General features: G+C 62.9%; 20 protein-coding genes. 13 read left to right on the plus strand and 7 right to left on the minus strand.

Translation table 11 applies throughout. The annotated features are described in order from the left end of the window. Positions 1–99 precede the first annotated feature (99 nt). Genes ACODTD_RS25020 through gcbA form a run of 3 tightly spaced genes read right to left on the minus strand, consistent with a single transcriptional unit; the run spans position 100 to position 5,583 of the window. Positions 100–1,857 carry a protein-disulfide reductase DsbD gene (locus ACODTD_RS25020; RefSeq protein ID WP_201817306.1) on the minus strand — a complete coding sequence of 586 codons (1,758 nt, stop codon included), beginning with the start codon at positions 1,855–1,857 and terminating at the stop codon, positions 100–102. Positions 1,858–1,915: 58 nt separating this feature from the next. Beyond that, complete coding sequence (locus ACODTD_RS25025) at positions 1,916–3,862, minus strand: methyl-accepting chemotaxis protein (protein ID WP_011332267.1); 1,947 nt, start codon at positions 3,860–3,862, stop codon at positions 1,916–1,918. A 50-nt stretch (positions 3,863–3,912) separates the two neighbouring features. Then, complete coding sequence (gcbA, locus tag ACODTD_RS25030; RefSeq protein ID WP_011332268.1) at positions 3,913–5,583, minus strand: diguanylate cyclase GcbA; 1,671 nt, start codon at positions 5,581–5,583, stop codon at positions 3,913–3,915. Between the two features lie 428 nt (positions 5,584–6,011). Between gcbA and ACODTD_RS25035 the strand changes: the two genes are divergently transcribed. The 6 genes from ACODTD_RS25035 to ACODTD_RS25060 all read left to right on the plus strand — a co-directional run bounded on the left by ACODTD_RS25035 (position 6,012) and on the right by ACODTD_RS25060 (position 12,704). Beyond that, positions 6,012–7,079, plus strand: a complete 1,068-nt coding sequence (locus tag ACODTD_RS25035) for a DUF2333 family protein (RefSeq protein WP_011332269.1) — start codon at positions 6,012–6,014, stop codon at positions 7,077–7,079. Between the two features lie 3 nt (positions 7,080–7,082). Further along, a complete protein-coding gene (locus ACODTD_RS25040; protein WP_064379226.1) occupies positions 7,083–7,640 on the plus strand; it encodes an NUDIX hydrolase in 558 nt (185 codons plus the stop codon). A gap of 187 nt (positions 7,641–7,827) precedes the next feature. Then, positions 7,828–8,199, plus strand: a complete 372-nt coding sequence (locus ACODTD_RS25045) for a translation initiation factor Sui1 (RefSeq protein WP_007951016.1) — start codon at positions 7,828–7,830, stop codon at positions 8,197–8,199. A 218-nt stretch (positions 8,200–8,417) separates the two neighbouring features. Next, entirely contained in the window at positions 8,418–10,331 is a 1,914-nt protein-coding gene (speA, locus tag ACODTD_RS25050) for an arginine decarboxylase (protein WP_011332271.1), read from the plus strand. 232 nt (positions 10,332–10,563) lie between these two features. Further along, positions 10,564–11,913 carry a type VI secretion system Vgr family protein gene (locus tag ACODTD_RS25055; protein WP_221615459.1) on the plus strand — a complete coding sequence of 450 codons (1,350 nt, stop codon included), beginning with the start codon at positions 10,564–10,566 and terminating at the stop codon, positions 11,911–11,913. Further along, the gene (locus tag ACODTD_RS25060; RefSeq protein WP_011332273.1) at positions 11,910–12,704 is read left to right on the plus strand and encodes a DUF4123 domain-containing protein; all 795 of its coding nucleotides are present in this window, start codon (positions 11,910–11,912) and stop codon (positions 12,702–12,704) included. The genes ACODTD_RS25055 and ACODTD_RS25060 overlap by 4 nt, the downstream gene beginning before the upstream one ends. A gap of 9 nt (positions 12,705–12,713) precedes the next feature. On the opposite strand, the gene ACODTD_RS25065 is transcribed toward ACODTD_RS25060, so the two are convergent. Both ACODTD_RS25065 and ACODTD_RS25070 read right to left on the minus strand, forming a co-directional pair. Then, positions 12,714–14,063, minus strand: coding sequence for an MATE family efflux transporter (locus tag ACODTD_RS25065; RefSeq protein ID WP_011332274.1), 1,350 nt, complete (start codon positions 14,061–14,063; stop codon positions 12,714–12,716). Positions 14,064–14,100: 37 nt separating this feature from the next. Then, positions 14,101–14,394, minus strand: coding sequence for a hypothetical protein (locus tag ACODTD_RS25070; protein ID WP_007951010.1), 294 nt, complete (start codon positions 14,392–14,394; stop codon positions 14,101–14,103). Between the two features lie 143 nt (positions 14,395–14,537). Between ACODTD_RS25070 and ACODTD_RS25075 the strand changes: the two genes are divergently transcribed. From ACODTD_RS25075 to ACODTD_RS25095, 5 genes are all read left to right on the plus strand, one after another. Then, complete coding sequence (locus ACODTD_RS25075; RefSeq protein ID WP_011332275.1) at positions 14,538–14,840, plus strand: MazG-like family protein; 303 nt, start codon at positions 14,538–14,540, stop codon at positions 14,838–14,840. Then, on the plus strand, positions 14,840–15,589 hold the full coding sequence (locus ACODTD_RS25080) for a methyltransferase (RefSeq protein ID WP_011332276.1): 750 nt from the start codon (positions 14,840–14,842) through the stop codon (positions 15,587–15,589). Before ACODTD_RS25075 ends, ACODTD_RS25080 begins: the two co-directional genes overlap by 1 nt. Before the next feature lie 12 nt (positions 15,590–15,601). Beyond that, a complete protein-coding gene (locus tag ACODTD_RS25085) occupies positions 15,602–16,213 on the plus strand; it encodes a DUF4136 domain-containing protein (RefSeq protein WP_011332277.1) in 612 nt (203 codons plus the stop codon). Between the two features lie 54 nt (positions 16,214–16,267). Beyond that, positions 16,268–16,825 (plus strand): DUF4136 domain-containing protein, encoded by a 558-nt coding sequence (locus ACODTD_RS25090; protein WP_007951006.1) that lies wholly within the window; start codon positions 16,268–16,270, stop codon positions 16,823–16,825. Between the two features lie 147 nt (positions 16,826–16,972). Further along, entirely contained in the window at positions 16,973–18,952 is a 1,980-nt protein-coding gene (locus ACODTD_RS25095; protein ID WP_489105333.1) for a TadG family pilus assembly protein, read from the plus strand. Here the strand turns inward: ACODTD_RS25095 and ACODTD_RS25100 are convergent. Together ACODTD_RS25100 and ACODTD_RS25105 are read right to left on the minus strand one after the other, a co-directional pair. Next, positions 18,922–21,687 (minus strand): PAS domain-containing sensor histidine kinase, encoded by a 2,766-nt coding sequence (locus ACODTD_RS25100; protein WP_489105334.1) that lies wholly within the window; start codon positions 21,685–21,687, stop codon positions 18,922–18,924. The two genes, ACODTD_RS25095 and ACODTD_RS25100, sit on opposite strands and share 31 nt — an antisense overlap. Then, positions 21,684–22,124, minus strand: coding sequence for a TadE/TadG family type IV pilus assembly protein (locus ACODTD_RS25105; RefSeq protein WP_011332280.1), 441 nt, complete (start codon positions 22,122–22,124; stop codon positions 21,684–21,686). The genes ACODTD_RS25100 and ACODTD_RS25105 overlap by 4 nt, the downstream gene beginning before the upstream one ends. Before the next feature lie 75 nt (positions 22,125–22,199). Here ACODTD_RS25105 and ACODTD_RS25110 point away from each other — a divergent pair, with 75 nt between their 5' ends. Both ACODTD_RS25110 and ACODTD_RS25115 read left to right on the plus strand, forming a co-directional pair. Further along, on the plus strand, positions 22,200–22,670 hold the full coding sequence (locus ACODTD_RS25110) for an A24 family peptidase (RefSeq protein ID WP_011332281.1): 471 nt from the start codon (positions 22,200–22,202) through the stop codon (positions 22,668–22,670). A 124-nt stretch (positions 22,671–22,794) separates the two neighbouring features. Next, the gene (locus tag ACODTD_RS25115) at positions 22,795–23,571 is read left to right on the plus strand and encodes a response regulator transcription factor (RefSeq protein ID WP_041475496.1); all 777 of its coding nucleotides are present in this window, start codon (positions 22,795–22,797) and stop codon (positions 23,569–23,571) included. Positions 23,572–23,770 lie beyond the last annotated feature (199 nt).

Genomic DNA, 23,770 nt, shown 5'->3' on the forward strand with positions numbered 1-23,770 from the left:
AGAACCCGGCGACTATGCCGCAAAGACTTTGTGACTGTCCAGTTCTCTGCAATAGCCAGCACGATGTCCGATGTTTGCGCAAAATATGTGACTGACTGATTAAATCCGGTCATTCGCTTTGGCAACGCGTTCGGCGAAGTCGCCGGCGTTGATCTCGCCGATCACCCGAACATCGCGACGTTCCACCCCGTCCTTGCCGAAGAACATCAGCGCCGGTGGGCCGAACAGGCTGTAGCGGTCGAGCAGGGTGCGCTGTTCGGCATTGCTGGCGGTGATGTCGAAGCGGATCAGCCGGTAACCCTTGAGCCGATCGACGACCGTGGCGTCATTGAGCACTTCGTGTTCGATGACTTTGCAGCTGATGCACCAGTCGGCATACCAGTCGAGCAGCAGTGGGGTGCCGGCGGTTTTCGCCTCGAGCAGCACCCGATCCAGTTCCGCCGGGGTGCTGACGGTCTGCCACGAACCGCTGTTCTGCGCGGTCGAGCCACTGTCGGCAAGGCGTGTCGGGGCTATCGGGTTCAACGGGTCGGTCTGCCCGCTGAACGCGCCGTACCAGCAGGCCAGCGCGTAAAACAGCAGGAACATGCCGAGCAACTGGCCGAGGCGTTTGCGCGGCGGTTTGTAGACGAATTCCAGAGCGCCGAGGAACAGGCCGACACCGCCGGCCAACAAGCCGATCAGCAGCAACGTGATCTGCCCCGGCAGTACCCGGCTGAGCAGGCCGATCGCCAGACCGAGCAGCAATACGCCGATGCCGTTCTTCACGTACATCATCCACGGCCCGCTTTTCGGCAGCCACGCCGCGCCGCCGGTGGCCACCAGCAACAGCGGCGCGCCCATGCCCAGGCCGAGCATGAACAGCTTCAGGCCACCGCCCAGCGCATCGCCGCTGGCGCTTATATAAAGCAGTGCGCCGGCCAGCGGTGCGGAAACGCACGGCGAGACCAGCAGACTCGACACCACGCCCAACACTGCCGCGCCCCACAGCGAGCCGCCTTCGGTGCGCCCGGCAATCCGGTCGAGTCGGCTGCTGATGAAGTGCGGCAGTTTCAGCTCGAACACGCCGAACATCGCCAGTGCGAACACCGCAAAGAACATCGCGAACGGCACCAGTACCCAAGCCGATTGCAGCCGTGCCTGCAGATTCAGTTGCGCGCCGAACAGCCCCATCAATGCGCCGAGCAGCGCGAAACACGCGGCCATCGGCAGCACATAAGCCAGCGACAGATTGAAGCCGCGCAAACCGCCGACCTGTCCGCGCAACACCACGCCGGACAGGATCGGCAGCATCGGCAATACACAAGGCGTGAAGGTCAGGCCCAGGCCCGCCAGGAAAAACAGCGCCAGATCACGCCAGTCCCAACCCGCCACCGGAGCGGACGCGTCATTTGCCGCCGCGTTGCCCTCGATGCTCAGGCGTTCGGTTTCCGGTGGATAGCACAAACCCTTGTCGGCACAACCCTGATAGGTGACGGCCAGCGTGAACGACCGGGAATCATTGCGCGGCAGTTCTACATCGAGAATGCCGTGGTAGACCTCGACGTCGCCGAAATACTCGTCGTGCTTCTGTTCGCCTTGGGGCAGTTGTGCGGCGCCAAGTTTTACCTCGGCCGGCTCGGCGCGAAACTGGAAACGGTGGCGGTAGAGGTAATAGCCTTCGGTGGCGACGAAGCGCAGTTTGACCGATTGCGGCGTGCTCTCGACCAGGCTCAGTTGAAAGGCTTCGCGCACCGGCAGGAAATCGGCACTGTTGTTGACCGAGCCCAGTGTGGCGCTGGGTTTGCTGTCGAACAGACCGGCGGCGCCGGCCGGCAGGGCGAAGATGAAAAACAGCAGGCAGAGCAGACGGCGCATGACAATCTCGCGAATCAAAGGTGCGGGAATGATAGCGGACTTGGCCCTGCGCTGTGTGTCACACGCGGAACGCCTGCACGGCAGTGTGCAGCTGACCGCCCAGCAACAGCAGGTTCTCGCCTTGCTCGCGGCCCTGGCCGATGCGCAGCAGATTGTCCCCGCCCAATTGGTGAATCCGTTCGCTGTGATCGCGGATCTCGCTGACCGCACCGCTCTGTTGCGCGGTGATGTCGGCGATGCGGATCGCGGTGTCGGAGATGGTCTGGATCGCGCCGACAATCTTGTCCAGTGCCCCGTCCGCCGATTGCGCCTGATTGGCCGTGGCCTCGGCATGTTCGACCTGCGCGCGCATGCCCTCGACCGATTGCCGGGCGGCGGTTTGCAGGCCGGCGATCAGGGTCTGGATTTCGGCGGTGGCGCCGGCTGTGCGTTGTGCCAGCGAGCGCACTTCCTCGGCCACCACGGCAAACCCGCGGCCCATTTCCCCGGCGCGGGCGGCTTCGATCGCCGCGTTGAGCGCCAGCAGGTTGGTCTGGTCGGCAATCGAGCGGATCACCGTCAGCACGCCGCCGATGGTTGCCGACTCTTCGGCCAGGTGTTCGATCATCTGCGCATTGCCTTGCACTTCGCCGACCAGTGCGTGCAGACCGGTGAGGCTCTGGCCGATCACTTGTTGCCCGTGTTCGACGGCCAGCCCGGCATGGCGGCTGGCGTCGGCGGCCTGCCGTGCATCGCCGGCCACTTGCTGGATGGTCGCTTCCAGTTCGCCGAGGGAATCACGGATCAGCGCGGTATCGCCGGCCTGATGTTCGGCGCCGCTGTGCAAGTCATTGCTCAGCTCGGCGAGGGTGCGGCTGCTGCCGGCCACTTGCTCGGCATTGCCGCGAATCGTCCCGACGAGATCCACCAGATAGGCGCGCAGGCGATTGAGCGAGGCTTCGATGTCGTGCAGTTCGCGGTTGGTCTTGCCCAGATGAATGTCGCGGCTGAAATCGCCTTCGGCCCAGGTCGACAGCGCCGGCGCGAGGTTGGTCAGGGTGCGGGCCAGGCGTCGCTGCAGGGTGTCGATCAGCAGCGCGATCAGCAGAATCAGGCCGATCATCACGCCTTGCATCAGCCGCACTTCGCCCTGGATCTGCCCGTGCTGGGCGCGCACCACGGGTTCGAGACCGGCGATGGCTTGTTGCACGGCGGCGATTTTCTGGTGAGTCGCGGTGCTCAGATCGGTGCGTTTCTGGATCTGCTCGCGGGTGCGCGCCAGTTCCGCCGGGTATCGACCGAGCAAACTGTTGAGTTCGCGTTTGAGGCCGACCCCGGCATCTTCGGCGGCGGCTTTTGCTGTGCTTTCGATGCCCATCATCGCGGCGAAGTCGTCGCTGCCGGACTCACTGCTGGCGACCACGCCGAGCAAGGGCAGGGCATCGATTGTCTGGGCCTGGGCGCGGATGTTGCTGACTTCGCGCTCGACATCGGCGGCCAGTTCACTGCGTCCGCTGCTGACCAGTTTGTCTCGGGCCAGCGACAGTTTGCCCAGATGTTGAGAGGCAATCAGCAGGGGCGTTAGGTAAGTCGCATTGCCGCCGGCGTAGGTGCTGAGTTGATCGAGACTGGCGCTCAATTCGCGCTCGGCCTGCAGCAGCAGGGCCTGCGGATCGCCGGCCAGTTTGCCGGCGGCCAGCAGGTCGGTCTTGCTGAACCCATCGAGGTCGGCGAGGCTCGGGCGCAAGGTGTCGGCCAGCGCGGGCGGCAGCTCACCGAGTTCTTTCTGCAAATCATCGATGGCCTGACTGGCGCTGCTCAGGCGCAGGGCGTCGCCGCTGGCGAGGTAATCCTCGACGTTGCGTGCCACGACATTCTGAAATTGCTGCGACAGCCCCAGGTAACGCTCCATCAACAGATACGGGCGCTCCAGGGCTTTTTGCGACCACCACAGCGTGGCGCCGAGGGCCACGCAGACGGCGACCAGCAACAGAGTATTGAGATTGGTGAGCAACTTCAGGCGCATGACGGCTACCAACGGCAGAATGGTAAGCGCCTGAATTTATTGCGGTTCTGTTACACGGTTATGACCGATTGGGTCGAATCCGATGAAAAAGTGGCACTTTGCTTTGAGTCGCGAGCGGTCTGCACCCGATTGCGTCCTTCGCCCTTGGCGCGATACAGCGCCTCGTCGGCCTGGCTGGCCATCATCAGGCTGTCGGAGTCGTCGTGCATCTCCACCACGCCGGCGCTGAAGGTGCACCACAGATCCTGCGGCTGGGCCGGGTAGTGGATCTCGGCAAAGCGCTGGCGGATTTCGTCGAGCACTTTGTGCGCCGCTTCTATATCGGTGTCCGGCATGACGATGGCGAATTCTTCACCGCCGTAACGGCCGATGAAGTCGGTCTTGCGCAGACGCTGCTTGAGGAACAGCGCCAGGCTCTTGATGACCCGGTCGCCCATGGGGTGGCCGTGGCTATCATTGACCCGTTTGAAGTGGTCGATGTCGAGCATGGCAAAGCTCAACGGCTTGTTTTCACGGCGGGCGCGGAACGAGCAGTCTTCGAGCAATTGCAGAATGTGCGTGTGGTTGTACAGGCCGGTGAGGCTGTCGCGGACCATCCGTGCTTTCAGGTTGCGCGCGCGGGCGGCGCGGTTGCGCACGGTGGTGATCAGGTGGCGCGGCTTGATCGGTTTGGTCAGGAAGTCGTCGCCACCTTCGCTCATGGCGTCGAGCTGCTTGTCCAGGTCGTCTTCGGCCGACAGGTAAATGATCGGCACGCTGACGTAGCGGTCGTTGTGGCGGATGACCTTGGCCAGCTCGGTGCCGGTGCAGGCTGGCATGTACATGTCGAGGATGATCAGGTCTGGCTGGAAGTCCGCCAGCTCGGCCATCGCTTGAATCGGTTCGATCAGGGTGCGGGTGACGATCCCGGCGCTGTTGAGCAGGCGTTCGGTGTGCAGGGCCTGGGCGCGGGAGTCGTCGATGATCAGCACTTTATAGGGTTCGTACTGGGCGACGCAGGTCAGGACTTCGATCTTCTCCAGCAGGCTCGACGCTTCGAGGGTGCCGGTGAGGAATTCCTGGCCACCGGCGCGCACTGCCGCTAGGCGGGTCGGGGTGTCGGTTTCGTGCAGGCTGAAGAACAGCAGCGGCAGTGGTTCTTCCAGACCTTGCTGGGCTTCGGCAGCGAGTTTCAGGCCGACGCCGGCGCCGCTGAAATCCACGTCCATGACGATCGCGGCCGGCAGGCGCTCGACCATCGACGAGCGAAACGCCGACACGCTGTCCAGCGCCTGGGCGCTCAGACCGAAAAACTCCAGCTGCTTGGCCAGCCGCTCGGCGCGGTCGTGATCCTGCAGCATCACGTAGATCGGTTTGCGCAGGGGCGGCAGGAAGGTCTGATCAAGCTGATCGCCATGGCGCAGGCCGGTGCGCGACAAGCGCTGCATCAGGCGGTTGAGATCGGTGATCAGGCCGCTGCTCAGGCGTCCGCGATTGGCGTCCACCGCTTCCAGCGACTGGCTGATGTGGCGGGCCAGCTGCGTATGTTCGGGCTGTTCGAAACGCTCGGCAAAACGCAGCAGGCGCAAATTGGCCTCGCTCAGTTCGGCGAGATCGGCAGTGGACCACTCACTGCGTTGCAGGCGCTGCCATATCTCAAGAATCTGACGTGCCTGATGAATTACCCGCTGGGCAAAGTGGTGCTTGAGGCGCTCACGGCTGGGGTCTTCTGGCTCGGTCATATCCTGACTACTAGTTAGGGTGCATGCTGAGATCGACTGGTGGCTCTATGCTAGCACCTCTTTTCCCTTACATGAGTGTCGTACGTCAATAATCTGCGGTACGACATCATTCAGTTTCTGACTGGTGGGTTTCAATTTGAACCTGATCGTCGGGGAAGTCCCCATCTACCGGGCATTTGCCGATCTGCACACCGGTGAATTTGTCGCAGGCCGAGAAAGGTGGGGCGGGGTATTTGTGTTGTCCCGTTGCGGGTATCGGGGGCGGATTGGCGATGGTTCCGGTATCGGGGAATCCCTTAGGTTGGTCTGTCCGGACCTTGTGGCGGTCGGCGAGACAGCGCCTGTCAATATTGACGGGTGCCGGGTCGAGGCACGTTGTTGTATGGTTGTGGTCGAACCGTTGAACCCAAGATTGAAAGGATATCGCCATGCTGGACTGGAAGAACCGCGCGGGCAGCGCGCCTGAACGTGCCGCCGAGCCCAAGTCGGCCGCCCGCAGCTATGTCGGCGGGCTGTTGTTCAGCCGGGCGCTGGCCACGCTGGTTGCCATTTATCTGTTGGTGACTATTGCCCTTGGCTGGTATTGGAGTCAGGAACCGGCGCTGTTTCCCGTCGCGCAGAACGCTCAGGTTGCCGCCGAGAAGGAAGGCAAGCAGATGGTGGTCGGCTACACCACCGTCGAAACCCTGAAAACCGTTGCCGGTACTTTGCTCGACAAGCCGGGCGGCTACATTTCCAACGACCGTTTCCCGCCGGGCCTGTGGATGGACAACATGCCGAGCTGGGAATACGGCGTGCTGGTGCAGGTACGCGACCTGACCCGCGCCCTGCGCAAGGACTTCGCCCGTTCGCAGTCGCAATCGGCTGAAGACGCCGACCTGGCCAAGGCCGAGCCGCGCTTCAACTTCGACAACAAGAGCTGGGTCCTGCCGTCCAGCGAGTCGGAATATCAGGAAGGCATCAATTCCCTGAGCCGTTATCAGGCGCGTCTGTCCGATCCGACCCAGAAAAACGCGCTGTTCTACGCCCGCGCCGACAACCTGAACAACTGGCTGGGCGATGTCGGCACCCGTCTCGGTTCGCTGTCGCAACGCCTGTCGGCCAGCGTTGGCCGGGTCAAGCTCAACACCGCGCTGAAAACCGAAGTGCCGGCGGTGGGTGAAGTGCCGCAGGTCGACGAGGAGGTCGTCGAGACTCCGTGGATGCAGATCGACAACGTGTTCTACGAAGCCCGTGGCCAGGCCTGGGCGCTGTCGCACCTGCTGCGCGCGATCGAAGTCGATTTCGCCGACGTGCTGGCGAAGAAGAACGCGACCGTCAGCGTGCGTCAGATCATTCGTGAGCTGGAGGCGTCGCAGGAGCCGATCTGGAGCCCGATGATCCTCAATGGCAGTGGCTTCGGTGTGTTGGCCAACCACTCGCTGGTCATGGCCAACTACATTTCCCGGGCCAACGCCGCCGTGATCGATTTGCGTCAACTGCTCAATCAGGGCTGAGTCATGGACGAGAGCGCCAGAGAGGCGGCCCACCGCGCTGCCTCGGATGCTGAACAGATCGCCTGGGTCGACGAGCAGGACAACCTGCTCGGCGCCCTGGTACGTTCCGACCTGCGCGAGCGCGGGCTGATCGGCCGTGGCACCTACATCATGCTGTTCAACTCCGCCGGTGAACTCTGCGTGCATCGGCGCACGTTGAGCAAAGCCATCTATCCCGGTTACTGGGACGTGGCAGCAGGCGGCATGGTGCAGGCGCACGAGACCTACGCCGAGTCGGCGGCCCGTGAACTGGAAGAAGAGCTGGGCGTGAGTGGCGTAGAGCTGACGGCCCACGACCATTTCTACTTCGAAGACACCGGCAATCGTCTGTGGTGTTCGGCGTTTTCGGCGGTGTGGGACGGGCCGCTGATCCTGCAGCCTGAAGAAGTGCTCGAAGCGCGCTTCATTCCGGTCGAGCAGGTCATGCAGGAAATCCGGCAAAAGCCTTACTGCCCGGACTCTCTGGCAGCCTTGAAACGTTATCTGAAGGCTCAGCAAAGCAACGTCGCAAAGAACACATAAATTGGCGCCGATTGGCACTTAGCAATCGGTGTTTTTGCCGTTACACTGCGCGACCTTTTCAAGCTGCACCGGCCCGCTTTTATTGAAGAACCGGTGCAGTAGCGCTGCCCCTGCCTGAGTGGGGCTTCGCGGTCGATAGCCTTGCCCAAGGCTGCGATCAGTCTTTGTCCTCCCGAGAGGATTGCCGGTGGCCAAAAAAGCCGCATCCTTCGCCGCCCTGGGCGGCCTGGTATTTTCCACCGACGCAGGTCGTCATTGCCCGGAATGCAGCAAGCCGGTGGACGCCTGTATCTGCAAGCAAACCGTGATCCCGGCCGGCGACGGCATTGCCCGCGTACGCCGCGAGAGCAAGGGCCGTGGCGGCAAGACGGTGACCACCATCACCGGCGTGCCCCTGGCCGAGGACGCACTCAAGGAGCTGGCGACAACGTTGAAGAAACGTTGCGGCACCGGCGGTGCGTTGAAAGACGGGATCATCGAGATCCAGGGCGATCATGTCGAGCTGCTCCTGGCCGAGTTGGTCAAGCACGGTTTCAAAGCGAAGAAGTCCGGCGGCTAGCAGCCTCTGTGAAACCCACCGGCGGCTTGATTCAGCTCCAGGGTTCCTGGGTCTGACGTCGTTTCCATGGTTTTCACAGAGCCTGTTCATGACCGGTTTCTAAACTCAACGCTGTCAGCGCGGTCTACCGCCGCGCTGACGAACCGTCATTTTCATTCTTTAGACTGCGCCGGCCTGAGATCAGGCGACGCACTATGACTTCTTTATAGGGGACTTCGATGTCCGTACGACGCACACGCAAAGACGATGGCAGCCAATGGACAGTTGCGGACAGCCGCAGTGTTTACGGGATTCGCCATTGGGGGGCCGGGTATTTCGCGATCAATGACGCCGGTCGCGTCGAAGTTCGTCCGAACGGCCCGAGCAGCTCGCCTATCGATCTGTTCGAACAAGTCGACCAGTTGCGCAAGAGTGGCTTGTCCCTGCCGCTGCTGGTGCGTTTCCCCGACATCCTGCAAGACCGCGTCCGTCAGCTGACCGGCGCTTTCGATGCGAACATCGAGCGTCTGGAATACCAGAGCAAATACACCGCGCTGTACCCGATCAAGGTCAACCAGCAGGAAGCGGTGATCGAGAACATCATCGCCACCCAGAACGTTTCCATCGGTCTGGAAGCCGGCTCCAAGCCTGAGCTGCTGGCGGTGCTGGCGCTGGCGCCGAAGGGCGGCACCATCGTCTGTAACGGGTACAAGGACCGCGAGTTCATCCGTCTGGCGCTGATGGGCCAGAAGCTCGGCCACAACGTGTTCATCGTGATCGAGAAAGAATCCGAAGTCGGTCTGGTGATCGAAGAGGCCGCCTCGCTGAAGGTCAAGCCACAGGTCGGCCTGCGCGTGCGTCTGTCGTCCCTGGCGTCGTCGAAGTGGGCAGACACCGGTGGCGAGAAATCCAAGTTCGGTCTGTCGGCGGCGCAACTGTTGTCGGTAGTCGAGCGCTTCCGCGCGGCGGGCCTGGATCAGGGCATCCGCCTGCTGCACTTCCACATGGGTTCGCAGATCGCCAACCTCGCTGACTACCAGCATGGCTTCAAGGAGGCGATCCGTTACTACGGCGAGCTGCGCAATCTGGGCCTGCCAGTCGATCACATCGACGTCGGCGGTGGTCTGGGTGTGGACTACGACGGTACCCACTCGCGCAACGCCAGTTCGATCAACTACGACATGGACGACTACGCCGGTGTCGTGGTCGGCATGCTCAAGGAATTCTGCGACGCGCAGGCCCTGCCGCATCCGCACATCTTCTCCGAAAGCGGCCGTTCGCTGACCGCGCACCACGCGATGCTGGTGGTGCAGGTGACCGACGTCGAGAAACACAACGACGACGTGCCGCAGATCGAGAACAAGGAAGCGCTGCCGGAAACCGTGCAGTGGCTGGTTGACCTGCTCGGCCCGACCGACATCGAAATGGTCACCGAAACCTACTGGCGTGCCACTCACTACATGAGCGACGTAGCTGCCCAGTACGCCGACGGCAAACTGACCCTGGCCGAGAAAGCCCTGGCCGAGCAGTGCTACTTCGCCGTATGCCGTCGCCTGCACAACTCGTTGAAAGCACGTCAGCGTTCGCACCGTCAGGTGCTGGACGAACTCAACGACAAGCTGGCCGACAAGTACATCTGCAACTTCTCGGTGTTCCAGAGCCTGCCGGACACCTGGGCGATCGATCAGGTACTGCCGATCATCCCGCTGCACCGTCTCGACGAAGAACCGCTGCGTCGCGCCGTCCTGCAAGACCTGACCTGCGACTCCGACGGCAAGATCAACCAGTACGTCGACGAGCAGAGCATCGAGACCAGCCTGCCGGTGCACGCGCTGAACGAAGGTGAAGACTACCTGCTGGGCGTGTTCCTGGTCGGTGCCTACCAGGAAATCCTGGGCGACATGCACAACCTGTTCGGTGACACCGACTCGGTGAACATCTACCAGAACGCCGATGGCAGCGTGTACCACGCCGGTATTGAAACCCACGACACCATCGAAGACATGCTGCGTTATGTGCACCTGTCGCCGGAAGAACTGATGACTCACTACCGCGACAAGTGCGCCAGTGCCCGCATCAGCGCCAGCGAGCGCACCCAGTTCCTCGATGCATTGCGCCTGGGTCTGACCCGCTCCTCCTACCTGTCTTCCTGAGGCCAGGTTCCGCTTTCATCTGGTTGTCTGAAATTGTTCCGCTAACCGCGGACGTTTCAGATAACCGGGTGAGACGCTTCTTTTTCTCTTCGCGAAACGGCTTGTTCCAAGGCGAGCAAAGTGACGTCGTCTGCTTTTCGCGTAGGTCATTTCCGAATTTGTAGTTCGGCCCTCTACTCGGCCATGGGTCTCGGCGAGAATCCCCGCCCGCCCCCCTGTAGAGAATCCCCCCATGTTCGATCCAGCTGACGAGCCGTCGTTTCGTCTCGATGTAGCGGGCCTGTCCGACTCGCTTGAAGTCCTGGCATTCACGGGTTGCGAAGCCATCAGCGAGCCTTTTTCATTCGAGATCGACGTGCTGGCAGATGATCCGCATCTGGATCTTGCCGGCCTCATGTATCGTTCGGCGCGCCTGTGTTTCGGGTCTTGCGGCAATAGTGTTCACGGGCAGTTGCACAGTCTTGTCCAGCATGAACAGGGGCGCGGTGCGCGGTTGTTTCGGGCGCGGCTCGAGCCGCGGTTGAGCTGCCTGGGCCTGCGTTACAGCCAGCGCATCTTCAGTGATCTTTCGATACCGCAGATTCTTGATCAGGTGCTCAGGGAGCACGGTATCAGTGGCAACTGGCGCCGATTCGACCTGCAAGGCGCGTATCCGCCCCGGACATTCTGCACCCAATACGGCGAGTCGGATCTACAACTGGTGCAGCGGTTGTGCAGACAGGCACGCATTCACTATCACTTCGAACATGGGATTCGGAGACATTGCCTGGTGTTCGGGGACGATCCGACCCGGCTGCCACGCGCCGGGAGCCTGCGGTCCGATGTCGAGGATGGGGAACCGTCGCCGACAGTGCGCCGCTGGCAATCGGGCGAACATTCGCGCCTGCACGCAGAAGGCTCGCGGCGGACACGTACGGCGCAGGGGGAGTCCGATTCGCCAACCCTGCGCAGTGGTCACTGGTTGACGATTTCCGGCCAGCTCCTGGCAGACGCCAATCCGCACTGGCTGGTGAGCCGAATCGAGCATCGGGCCGATCAGTCGCTCGAGCCGCCCTACAGCAACCGGATTTATGCCGTTGACCAGTTGGCGCTACCCCGATCATCCGTCGGATACCGGGGGGCGCGCATGTGCAGTCCGCAACGTGCGTGGGTGGTGGCGGTCGAGGAGGCACAACCTGATGCCGTGCGGCCGGTGGCTGTCCAGTTCGACTGGCTTTATCAGGGTGAAGGGGCCCGCCCCAGCCACTGCTGGCTGCCGCTGGCTCCGGCGTTGGCCGATACGCCGATGGCCTCATTGAAGGACGGGGTGGAGGTGGTGGTGAGCTTTCTGGAAGGTGACCCTGAGCAGCCCGTGATCAGCGGCGTCTTGCAGGTCCCGGCACTCACCGAAGCGATCGCGGATGACGCACCGTCACCACTGCCCGAGCGTCTGGCGAGTGCGGGCTTGCCTCAGTGGTTGAAGGCGGCCGAGCCTTTGTTGTTGCTGTGCCTGATACCGGGGGGCGGCAGTTATCGCCATTGCTCGGCGTCACTGTGCAGCTGTCGATTGGTCGCCGGGCTCAAAACGAGCGACGGAAGATGAGCGTCGCGGCCCCCGGACAGCGCGCTCAATGGTTGTTGCTGGACATCGCACAAGCGCCGCAGGCAGTGCAGACGTTACGTCAGGGATTCGCCGGTGTGCACAGCCTGAAGCTGTTTGACGGTACGGAGTTTCAGCCGGTCAGTGAACAGGGCCCTTGGCTGATCGACCTGCGTGACAGCCCGGCGCTGTCGGCGCTTTGCCACACCGATCCCATGACCTGGCAAGGGCTGCTGCTGGGCAGCGAAGCCTCGGCGCAGGTATTGCGCGAACACTTGCAGCGGATGCTGACCGTGTCCGTCGGCCTGAATCACCGGGCACTGCTCAATTTCTACAATCGCCAGACCGCCAGCTACTTTTTCGACGCCTGCGATGCCCGGCAATTGAGCTGCTGGCTCGGGCCGATCGGATGGCTGCGCTGGTTCGGCGGGAACTGGGCCGATCTGGCTGGCGGCAGTCAGGGCTGGCAGCAACTTCGCAATCCGGGGCTGGCCGTGGAGCCGCTGCGGATCGAACAAAGCCTGACCCGCCGACAGCGCGAACGTCTGCACCGTTGCCTGCTGGATCAGCATGTCTGGCGCTGGAGTCAGGCGACAGGAAGCGACTATCGGCTGATGTCAGCCTTTCAGGAGCAAGGCCTGGCGCTGGGGTTCAGCGAGCAGACGCTGCTGGACGACTGGTTGTGGCTGCGTTTGCAGCATCCGCGTGCCGAGCTGACACCGCTGCCGCAAGGTTTGACCCCACGGCAGCGGCTCGAACTGTTGCGTCGGCGCTGGCTGAACGACCCGTCGTGAGGCGCCGCTTCAGTGAGCGGCACCGCTGAACCAGCCATCGGTGCGCCGCAGCCACCACGCCAGTCCCCCGAGCGTCAGGCTGCGCAGCACCATGAACAGCAGGAATGAAATCCACAGGCCGTGATTGCCCAGACCTTGCAGCGCCCAGGCGACCGGCAGCAGCAGGATCACGGTCGCCAGCATGCCGTTGCGCATTTCCCGGGCGCGGGTGGCACCGATGAACAAGCCGTCGAGCAAGTAGCTCCAGACTGCGATCAACGGCAGCACGGCCAGATAGGGCAGGTAGATGAACGCGGTCTCGCGCACGCTCTGGATGTCGGTCTGCATTTCGATGAACAAGTGGCCGGCCAACAGAAACAGCGCGGCAAAGCCCAGGCTCGCCAGCAACGACCAGCCACCGGCAACCACCAGCGAGCGGCGCAGGGCCAGACGATCCCGGGCGCCGATGGCGTGGCCGCACAAGGCTTCGACGGCGTGGGCCAGTCCGTCCAGCGCGTGGGCGGTCAACAGCAGGCCGTTGAGCAACAGCGCGTTCGCCGCGACGGTGGCATCGCCCAGTCGCGCGCCCTGCACGGTGATCAGGAAAAACACCGATTGCAGGGCCAGGCTGCGGATGAAAATGTCGCGGTTGACCGCCAGCAGCGGGCGCCAGCTCTGCCAGAGTTTCAGGGCGGCCCAGGCGATGTGGCCGGGATAGGCGCGCAAAGCCTTGCGAGTCATCCACAGACCGAGCAGGGCGCCGCTCCATTCGGCGATCACCGAGGCGCGCGCCGAACCGACCACGCCCCAGTCCAGGCCAATCACGAACCACAGGTTGAGCACGATGTTGATCAGGTTGGTGCTCAGCAGAATAGCCAGCGGCGCCCGGGCATTCTGGGTGCCGAGGAACCAGCCGACCAGCGCATAACTGGCCAGCGCTGCCGGCAATCCGAACAGGCGGGTGTGGAAGAAGTCGCGGGTCAGCTGATCCAGCTCCGCCGACGGTTGCATGAAGTGCAGCGCGACCCCGCTCAGCGGTACGCCCAGCGTTCCAAGCAGCAGCGCCAGCCCCATCGCCAGCAGCAGGCCCTGAAGCAGAATCTGCCGCAAGGCTGCACCATCGCTGCGACCCGCAGCCTGGGCGGCGAAGCCGGTGGTGCCCATGCGCAGGAATCCCATGGCCCAGGCCAGAAAGGTGTACAGGCTGGCACCCACGGCCACCGCGCCCAGTTGATGGGCATGGGGCAGGTGGCCGATGACGGTGCTGTCGACCAGCGCCACCAGTGGCACGGAAATGTTGGAGAGGATCATGGGGGCGGCGAGGGCCCAGACCCGGCGATGGGTCGGGCGGTCGCGCCAGTCGGTGATCAGGTTGGACATGCGGGCTCCTTGAGGAGCGGCATTGTAGCGGGCGGCGTCAGTGAATGATCCAGCTCAGCAGCCACAATCCCAGCAGCAACCAGATGATCCCGGCAATGATCGAGGCATTCATGAACGCGCGGATCGCCGACCACAGCAGCATCAGGCCGACGATCAGCGCGATGATGCTGATGATCGACGTGTCCATGCCCAGCGCCTTCGACAGCCCGTCGACAAAGTTGCCGCCCGCGTTGCCGAGCAGATTGAACAGGCCGCTGAGGCCGTCGACGATGAAGCGGATGATCGAGCCGAGCGCCTGGCCCAGCCATTCGAAAAAGCTTTCTACCTGCATGTCTGTTTCCTGATGAAAGAGCTGAGCCTTGGGCCGCAGCGGGTGCGGTCGAGTTCCCTGCAAGCATAGAGGGTTTTAACGGGCGGCTGGCGCTTGCCTTCGCTCGACATCCCCCCGAAGCTATACGCCTTCAGGAGAGCCCGATGAACCTTGTTGAACTGACCGAACGCCTGCACGCCATTCGCGACCGCAATGACTGGCGGCAATTTCACAGCCCGAAAAACCTGGCCATGGCCGCCAGCGTGGAGATGTCCGAACTGGTGGAAATCTTTCAGTGGCTGACCGAAGACCAGTCCCGCGAGTTGCCGGCGGACAAACTCGCCCACGCCGGGCAGGAAGTCGGCGACATCGTTCTGTATCTGTTGCTGCTGTGCAGCGAGCTGGGCCTGGACATGAATGAAGTGGTGCGCAGCAAACTCGCCGACAGCGAACGGCGGTTCAGCTGATGAGCGACCGTCATTTCGATCAGTTGGCGACCCGCTTCGCCGAAAAAATCTACGGTGGCGCCAAGGGCGCGATCCGCCTCGCTGTGCTGCAGGCCGACCTCGCCGAAGCCTTGCCGGATCGTCCGTTGCGGGTGCTCGACATCGGTGGCGGCCTGGGCCACATGTCGTTGTGGCTGGCTGAACGCGGGCACCAGGTGACGTTCACCGAGCCGGCCGAACCGATGCTCGAAGGCGCACGCCAGCGCTTTGCCGAAGCCGGGCAAACCGCGACGTTCATTCAGGCGCCCTGGCAGGAACTGCTCGGCCAGCTCACCGAACCCTTCGATCTGGTGCTGTGCCATGCGGTGCTGGAGTGGCTGGCCGAACCCCACGCGATTCTGCCGGTGCTGCATCAGTTGACCAAGCCCGGCGGCTGGCTGTCGCTGGCGTTCTACAACCGCGATGCACTGATTTACCGGAACCTGCTCAAAGGCCATTTCAAGAAAATGCGCAAGAACGACATGGCCGGTGAAAAGCAGAGCCTGACCCCGCAGCAGCCACTCGATCCACGGGAACTGGCGACGCAACTCGCCGGGTTGTGGCAGGTCGAAACTCAGAGCGGGGTGCGGGTTTTCCACGATTACATGCCGGTGGAATTCCAGGCCCGCGCCGAGTTGATTGATTTGCTCGAGATGGAACTCGCCCACCGTCGTCACCCAGGCTTCGCCGGGCTTGGGCGCTACTTGCACTGGATCTGCCGGCCGATCTGATCGGAGCGAGATATGAAAGGTCATTCAGGGTTACTGCTGATCTGTCTGGGGTTGGCCGCTTGCCAGGGCAGCAACCCCTACGTAGCGCAGTCGCGACCGTTGCCGCCGGCCCCTCCGCAGGCAGCGACCACTTTCGACCGCAGCGCTTATCCTGCGCCGCCACGGGATTACGGGCGCTATCGCAGTTGGGCGTGGCTCAACGGTCAGTTGCCGCCGGGTACGGCCTGGGCGGATTCGGCGCAAGTGGCCGAAGCCGTCAGCAGTGCGCTGGATCAGCGCGGCTTGCGCCCGCTGCATGACAATCGCCCGGCCGACCTGCTGGTCAGCGCCAACCTGAGCCTGGAAACCCGCCTGCGTCAGGTGCAGGACGATTACGGTTACTACGGCGGCTACGGCGGATATGACCGTTACGGCCGCGGTTACGGGATGTACAACACGGTGCCGATCGTGCGTACCTACCAGGAACAGGTCGTGGTGGTGCGAGTCGATCTGTTCGACGCCGGCAGTGGTCAGCCGGTCTGGAGCGCCAGCGCCGAAACCGGCACGCAAGGCAAGCAAAGTGATCGCACCGACGCGATTCGGGAGGCTGTCGAGAAGGCCATGTCGGCGTATCCTCCCAGTTAGCTTCTGGCAAATGAGAAGCTCCCTCAGGTTCATGTCTTCCACCGGAGAAAAACCATGTTCCGCCGTCTCGCTTTATTGGCTGTGGCCGCGCTGCTCAGTGCCTGCGCCGCCAACCAGGTCAACCATGACTTCGACGCCAGCCGCGACTTTGCCGCTTACCGCAGCTGGAGCTGGAAAGACCCCGCCCTGCAATACCGCCCCGACGATCCAAGGATCAAGAGCGACCTGACCGAACAGCGCATCCGTCAGGCCGTCGCCGACCAACTGGATCAGCGTGGCCTGCGCCCGGCCGCTTCGGGCGCCCGAGGCGATCTGTTTGTGCAGACCTACCTGATCGTCGAGGACCGTCAGCAACAGGTGACCACCAACTACGGCGGCGGTTGGGGCGGCCCGTGGAACGGTTACTGGGGCGCCCCGATGTACAACGAAACCCGCAACATCACCTATAAAGTAGCGACCATTCAGGTCGATCTGCTCGACGGCAAGGACGGCAAACTGGTGTGGCGTGGCAGCGACGAGCAGATGCTCAGCCGCACGCCGAACCCGGCGGATCGCAGCAATGCCATCCGCGAAACGGTGGCGCGGATCCTGTCCAACTATCCACCGCGTTAATCTGTTGAAAAAGTACGGGAGCCAAATGGCTCCCGTTTTTTATGGGCGGGTAAAACTGGCGTCTTGCCAGCAGTGTTGCCTGCGCGTGTCTACACTCATACCCATCCATGGAGGTCGCCCGGCCGTGCGCCGGCAAAGGAGTGCGCCATGTCGCGTCATTCGCAGTGCGGCGGGCCAGCCCGGCAGCGGGGAGCCATCGGCCTGATGGCGGCGCTGACCCTGGGCATGGCCCTGGTGTTCATCCTGGTGGTGGTCGACAGCGGCCGCCTGTATCTCGAGCGTCGTCACCTGCAACAGATCGCCGATGTCGCCGCCCTTGAAGCCGCGACCCGTGGCGGCAACTGCGGCGCCGGGGCCACGGCCAACGCTTATGCGCAGGCCAGCGTCGTGCGGAACAATTTCCCGATTCCCAGTGCCGGTCGCACCTTGGCCGTCGCCTGTGGCACGCTGAACCTGGACGCCAGCAATCTGCGGGTGTTTGCCGTCAATGCCGCCAGCACCGAAGCGATCCGTGTCGTCGTCAGTCATACCGTGCCTCAGAGCTTTGCCGGTGCCATCGGCGGACTCTTCGGCGGCGCGGGCCGCAATGCAACCATCAATCTCAGCGCCACGGCAGTCGCGGCGGTGCCGCCACCATTGGCATCCCTGACCATCCGCAGCACCGCATTGAGCGTCGATACGGGGCGGTCAGCCGTGCTCAATGCGTTGTTCGGTGGCTTGCTGGGCGGCAACCTCTCGCTCAGTGCCGCGAGCTGGAATGGCCTGGTCAACACCAATATCAATCTGCTCGGTTATCTGGACCGGTTGAAGGTCGATATCGGTCTCAGTGCGGGCGGCTACAGTGAAGTGCTCGGCAACACCATCGCCGTCAGTCAACTGGTCCAGACCGCGATCAACGTCCTCGACCCCAACGGCACCCTGAGTGCCACGGCGACCATCCTCGGTTTGCAGGCGATCAAGGCGGCGGCCGGTGCGACCCAAGTGGTGCTGGGCAGCCTGTTGAACGTTCAGGCCGGCACTCAGGCCACGGCGCTGGCGGTGGATTTGCGGGCATTCGATCTGATTCAGGGCTTCGTGCAACTGGCGAACAAGCAGAACGGCCTGGTGGCCAACCAGACGATCAACCTCGGCGTGGCGCAAATTACCGCCCGGGTGCAGGTGCTGGAGCCGCCGCAATTGTCGGCTATCGGTAACCCTCGGCTGGCAGCCGCCAACCCCTTGGGGCCGAACCGGATCTATGTGAAGACCGCGCAGGTGCGAACCCTGTTGTCGGTCAATCTACCTTTGCTGGATACGATTCTGTCGCTGGTCAACGCCGTGGCCGATCTCGCCGGGCCGCTGACCAATACGCTCAATGCCCTGCTCAGCCTGAATCTGGTGGGCGTGATCGATTCGCTGACGTGCGCCCTGGGCGCGCCTTGCCAGACACCGTCGATCGAGGTGCTGCCCGGGCCGATTCGTCTCGACGTGGCGCTGGATGTGGCGGCGGCCAACAGCTACGTCACCGCATTCAGTTGCCTGACGCCGACCAACAAGACCCTGACCACCAACACCACGACTTCAGTCGCCAACCTGAAAATCGGCCGGATGGATCCGGCAGCGGTGTTCGGCAATAACGTCACGCCGCCGGCCGTGGTGGTGCAACCGTTGAAGGTGATCGATATCGGCGTGAAGACCTGCCGACGCTTCCTGGTGCTGCCGGTCAGTTGCGATCCGCGCATCCCTTCCGTCGGTGGCGGGCTCGACATCTCGGCTGACACCACCGTCGGCCAGAACGCCAACATCCCTCATGTCTACTCCGCACCACCGGCCACCAGTCTGCCGGAGATCAACCAGCCGCCGTTCTATTACAGCTATACCACCAGCAACGTGGTCAGCAGCCTGAGCGACACCCTGAACAACCTCAACCTCAACATGCATGGCCCGACGGGCAGTCTGGTCAGTGGATTGGGGGCGATTCTGAGCTCCGTGAAGACCTTGCTGGTCACCACCATCAACACCGTGCTCAGTCCGTTGCTCGACACCCTCATCAACACGCTGTTGATGGCCCTGGGGATCAACCTCAATCAGGTCGATGTCGGCGCCAATCTCAGTTGTCAGTCGGGGCGGGCGACGCTGGTGATCTGATCGTCGAGGGCGATTGGCAATTCGATGCAGAACCGGGCGCCGTCGTCGCCGTTGCGCACGCTCAGGCGTCCGCCCATGTTCTCGACGATGCCATAGCTCACCGATAAGCCCAGGCCAGTGCCGACGCCCACCGGTTTGGTGGTGAAGAACGGCTCGAAAATCCGCTCCAGCAAGCGCGGGTCGATGCCACCGCCGTTGTCCTCGACCCACAGCCGCACCACGTGTTCGTCGTGTTCGGCACGCACGGCAATCCACGGCTGGAAGTCGCGATTGGATTCACGCTTGCTCAACAGCGCGTCCCGGGCGTTGACCATCAGGTTGATCAACACCTGTTCCAACTGATCGACGTACCCGCGCACCTGCAGCTGGAAGTTCGCCTCGCCGATTCGTAGCTCGACGCCTTTGCCGCGCAGACCTTCGGACAGCAACGACAAGGTGCCTTCGATGGCGTCGAGCGGATTGAACGGGTGCTGTTCGATTTCCGAGCGTCGGCCGAACACCCGCATATGATCGACCACCCGCGCCGCACGCTGGACCTGAGCGTCGATGCGGTTGAGTTTGTCGGTCAGGTAATCGATCTGCACATCGCCGTTGCCCAGACGTTTGAGCACGTTGACGATGGCCATGCGCATCACGTTCAGCGGCTGATTGATCTCGTGGGCCAGCCCCGTGGCCATCTCGCCGAGGGTGGCCATTTTCGCGCTTTGGGTCAGTTGTTGCTGCGAACGCCGGACCTCGGTGTTGTCACGGCCCACCGCTTGCACTTCAAGCAGACGGCCCTGCTCGTCGAACACTCCGCGATCCGACCAGATCCACCACGCATGTTCGCGCCCCGGCAGGCGCAGGTTGATTTCGGCACTGCTCACCGGCGCGTCCGGAGTCAGTTGCGCCAGGCGCTGGACGAAGGCCTCGCGTTGTTCGTCCGACATCCAGCTGCCCAGATTCACCCCCGGCAGTTGCTCCGGGGCGCACTCCAGATACATCGCCAGTGGCCGGTTGCCGAAGGTCAGGGTCAGGTCGGGGCGATAGCGGCAGATCATGGCCGGCGAATCTTCCACGAGGATGCGATAGCGTTCTTCGCTGGTCTTGATCCGCTCGGCGGCGAGGGTCGCGTCGGTAACGTCCAGCCACAGCCCGACAGCCTCCACTGGCAGACCGAGATCGTCGCGCAACAGTTTGGCTTCGTCGAGCAGCCAGTGGGTGTTGCCCTGGGTGTCGAGCATCCGGTAGCGCGTGCTCACCGAACCTTCGCGCAACAACTGCCGGGTGCGTTCGAAATACGCCGCGCGATCGTCGGGATGGACATGATTCACCAGCGCACCGTCGGCGCAGTCGGCAAGGCTCCAGCCCAGCAATGGTTGCAGGCTGGCGCTGAAAAACGTCGGCTGCAGCGCGCCCTCGACATAGCGCTGCACGTAGATCACCGCTGGCGCGCTGGCGATCAGGTTGTCCAGTCGCGCATGGGCAGCGGCGGCCTGCTGTTGCTGGTTCTTGATGTCGCTGATGTCGAGCATGAAGCCTACGAGACGCCGCTCGGCGCCGATGCCCAGTGACTGGCCCTGCAAGCGGAACCACTGCGGTTGCGCCTGATCAACGGGTTGCAGGCGCACGCACAGCTCCAGCGCCTGACCTTCGTCCTGCAAGGCTTGCAGGCGGCTGCGCAGTTCTTCGCGGTCGGCCGGGTGCACCCGGGCGAACCAGGCCTGAATCGGCAGGCGCCCGGCGCTCAAGCCGAGGCTGACGGCCAGCGCATCGGCGAGCAGCACTTCGGCGCTGTCGCTGAACACCTCCCACCAACCGGTGCCGAGCAGGCTTTGCAGGATTTCCAGACGTTCCAGCTGCAAGTGGTGACGATGTTCACGCAGGCGTTCCAGCAGCGGCGCGGCGACGGCGGCGGCCAGTTGCAGCCAGTCGTGATCGCTCAACTCGGCGGTGTGTGGCTGCGCGCTGAAACAGCCGAAGAGCAACCATGCCGCCACGCCATGGGCGTCGCGGTAAGGCACGGCAAACCCTTCGGCGGGGCCGAACACGCTGCTCAGGCGGGGATGCTCGGCGGGCAGCACGCGTTGCGGTGCGGCGCCGTTAAGGCTGTCGAGTCCGGTACCCAGGCGCTGCGCCATATCCCACAGTCGCGGGGCGTCGGGTGCGCTGTAATGCTGATGAATCTGCCAGCCCTCGGTCTCTTCATCCAGCAGCGCTACGGCCAGGCAAGGCACCTGAAAACGCTGGCTCAGGCACTGCAACTGTTCGCCCAGCACCTGTGGCAGACGCGCCAGGCCGCAGAGCCGCAAGTGGTCGCGGATGTGTGCGGCGAGCCACTGGCATTGCTCGCGGCTGTGCGCCTGACGTCTTTCGCTCAGCAGGTCGCCGATATCCAGCAGTTGAAGAACCCAGCCATCCCCCTGCGGCTGTACCCAGCCGCGCAAGTGCAGCGGCGGACCGGCGAGGCTGAAAAAATCCAGATCGAGCAACTGTCCCTGCCAGTCGGCGGGCACGCCTTCGACCGCAAGCGCGCTGTGCGGCAGCAGGTAATCGAGCAGATGCGGCGTGCGAGCGGCGGACAGTTGTTGCGCCAGCACATGGCGCAGTGGCCCGGTCAGGTGGATGACCTGGCCTTCGCCATCCAGATGCAGCTGCAAACCGACGCCGGGCACCACGGGGTCGTCCATGACCGCTGGCGGTGTGGACGTTTGACGATTGAGCAGGCGGTCGAACAGCTTGTCACCGGAACTCAAAATTGCAGGCTCGAGCTGGCGGTCAGGTTGGCCGGTAGATTGGGTACCGCCCCGATACCGGGCAAGACCAGAAACGGTAACGCCTGATTGAGCTTGTTGGTCGGGTAGTTGATGGTCACGGTCAGCAGGCCGCCCACGTAGGTGATCGTGGCGTCGGTGGCCGCGTTGAAGTTCAGTGCTGACGGTAGCCACGCCAGGCGTCGGGTCAGTTCGGCGCGTGCCACGTTCTGGATCGCGGTCGCGTAGTTGGCGGTCGCCGGATCCAGTGCCACGCCACGCCGCACTGCTTCGGACGTCGACTGGGTAAAGGCCTGCATCAGCAACATCGGCAGGCTGTAGCTCACAATCCCGTAAAACACGGCAAAGAAGATGACGAAGACCAAGGCGAATTCGATGGCGGCGGCGCCTTTTTGCTTGCGGGGGAGGCCGGTTTTCATGAGTGCGTCTACCCTGACAGTCACTACGTAGTATCAGCATAGAATCATTCAGCCAAAACGGACGATTTTTACCGGATGCACAGCTTTGTCCTACTGATCTGGCTGACACTCTGCGCCGCGCAGGATGCCCGCGAACGCCACATCGGCAACGGCCTGACCCTCGGCGTCGGCGCGCTGGCGCTGGTCTGGTTGCTGGTCACCGGCAGCACCTGGCTCGGGGCGGATGCGGCGCAGGGCGGCTGGGCGGTGTTGCTGGCGCTGGCGCTCACGCTGCCGGGTTACCTGCTGGGGCGAATGGGCGGCGGCGATGTGAAACTAATGACAGCCCTGGCCCTCGCGACAGACGGTCAGCACCTGCTCGGCGCGTTTATCGGCGCTGCTCTCTGCAGTGCGATGTGGGTGCTGCTGGTGCCAAAAGTCTGGCTGCATGCCAGTCAAGGGGTTAGAGAACGTCTTCGATATTTCAGTCCTGAAATGTCAAAAAAGCTGCCATTTGCGCCGTTTGTGCTGGTTGGAACAATCCTGACTTTTTATTGGATCCATTAGTCGCCACTCGCCACTACTGCTATGTACATAGTCGGAAAGTGCGTCTACTTTCAAATGAGCGGTTATACAGCCATAGGCTGGCGGTACAGGAATGGTCAGCTTTGGCCCGGGCATGGAGTGGCACGTGAACAAGCTTACGTCGGCGGTAAAAGTCCTTGTGGTCGATGATCAGGCGCTGATCGTTGAAGAACTCTGTGAGTTTCTTGAGAGCAGCGGTTATCGCTGCGTGCCCTGTGAGTCCAGCAGCGAGGCGGTCACGCGTTTCAGTGAAGACCCGGCCATCGGCCTGGTGTTGTGCGACCTGCACATGCCGGACATGGACGGCATCGAGCTGGTGCAGGCGCTGCAGGGGGTGTCCGGCAAGAGCCGGGCGTTCGAAGCAATCATGCTTACCGGCCGCGCCGACAAGCAGGATGTGATCAAGGCGTTGCGCGCGGGGATTGCCGATTACTACCAGAAACCGGTGGATCTGGATGAGTTGCTGGAGGGGTTGCGGCGTCAGGAAACGGTGCTGCAGGAGCGGCAGAAGACCCTGCAACTGGGGCACCTGAATCAGAAGCTGCAGGATCTTTCTTCGTCGATCGATGATTTGTATCAGGATCTGGACAAGGTTCGGCGCGGGCCTGCGCCGGCTGCCCAGACCGTGGCAGAGGGTGACAGTGCAGAGATACCGGCGATTTTCGAGCAGTTGTCGCCGCGCCAGCTCGATGTGGCCCGGCTGGTGGGCAAGGGGCAGACCAATTATCAGATTGCCTGTGAGTTGGGGATTACCGAGAACACGGTGAAGTTGTATGTGTCGCAGGTTTTGCGGTTGACGCATATGCATAATCGGACGCAGCTGGCGTTGGCTCTGGCGCCGGGGAGTTCTTCTGCTGTTCGGCGGGGGGTTACGGCGCATTGACCTTGGCGGCCTTTGGGCCGGCCAGGCCTTGGGTTTGTTTTGGGTGAATATCCGTTTCTTTGGGTGTTGCGGCTGGCGGTTCCGCCCTTACGGCGGGTCACTTTTGGCAAACGCCCCAAAAGTAACCAAAAGGTCTAGGCCCCTGCGTTCGGCACCTCGCTTTGGCTCGGTGTTCCTTCGTTCCGGGATTCATCCGGGG

Source organism: Pseudomonas sp. FG35 (genome assembly GCF_057809295.1).